Origin of the sequence: Acidovorax sp. IB03, assembly GCF_016406015.1 — a bacterium.
GTDB lineage: Bacteria > Pseudomonadota > Gammaproteobacteria > Burkholderiales > Burkholderiaceae_C > Acidovorax > Acidovorax temperans.
The window spans coordinates 1-1,118 of record NZ_JAEFCH010000089.1 but is presented as its reverse complement, the minus strand read 5'-3'; the positions used below and the strand labels follow the sequence as shown (position 1 = coordinate 1,118).

Genomic DNA, 1,118 nt, shown 5'->3' with positions numbered 1-1,118 from the left:
CAATGCCGCTCAGTTAAGTCTGAGCGGCATTTTTTTGACGGGATACTGGGTCTTGGTCATACGAACCTCACGCGGATACCGCCTGTGGGATCTGCGAGGCGGCAGCACGAAGCGGCGGATGTTCTTTCTCATGGCCGCAAGCTTGGCCGGGATGGCCCCAGGGGTGTGTGATCCTGAACTCCACAGCCACTCATCCACGATGTAGCGCAGCGCCGTGATGAAGCTGATGCGACAGGGCTGCACTTTGGCCTCGTCTGCGATGCGCGTGATCTCCAAGCGGATCAGGTTGTACATCAACAAGGTTGCCCACAGCTCTTGCTTGACCCCATCGGGTTGCTGGCTGCGCAACGTCATCGCCTGGCCCAGCATGTCCGTCTTCATCTCTCCATAGGCCAGCTCAATCTCCCAGCGTTCGTGGTACAGCGCGAACACCTCCTCGGCCTTGTAGCGTGCCGGATCCATCAGGGACGTGAACAAGGTTCTGGGTTTGCCATCGAGTTCACGGGTGATGGCGCGCACCTCCCACGTGAGCGGCAAGCCGGGGTCTTTCTTGCGAGCTTGGGGCGAGACCTTCATGCGCAAGCTCACATCGCCAGGGCCATGCGTTTGCACCACCTCGCCCCTGAGTCCGGCACGCGCAGGGATCAGCCAGTGACGTCCCTGGCGGTGTTGCAGCGGCCACAGCAGACTTGCCGAGTAAAACCCTTTGTCCACAATCACCAGCGAGTCAGGCGGCAACTTCGGCCACAAGCGTTCAGCCAATGCGTACTCACTGGTGTCGTAGGCATCCAGGCTGGCATCTACCAATAAACGAGCTCTGGCATCGAGCAAGCAGGCCATGCGCACCAGGGGGAAGGGACTTTGGTGGTCTGCGTGGTTGCGCTGGCAACCAAAGTGCTGGCGGTTGTCTTGTGTGTCGGGGGTACGCCAGACCACGCCATCCAATGCGTACAGCGCCAAGCCTTGCCAGCGGTGGCGAGCGGCCTGCTGGTGCGCCCAATGGGCAGCAGTGTGGCGAAACAGCCATTGCAGGGGCTCACTGCCCAGCCGTTGGCGCGCCTGGCTCAGCGCGCTGGAGCTGATGGGTTCATTGTGCTGCCCAGGCAGTGCCAGCTCCA

General features: G+C 61.4%; 1 protein-coding gene. It reads right to left on the bottom strand.

From position 1 onward, the window contains the following. Nucleotides 1–9: 9 nt before the first annotated feature. Nucleotides 10–1,118, bottom strand: a 1,109-nt coding sequence (locus IHV84_RS20175) for an IS4 family transposase (protein WP_198848163.1), incomplete at its 5' end; no start/stop codon positions are given.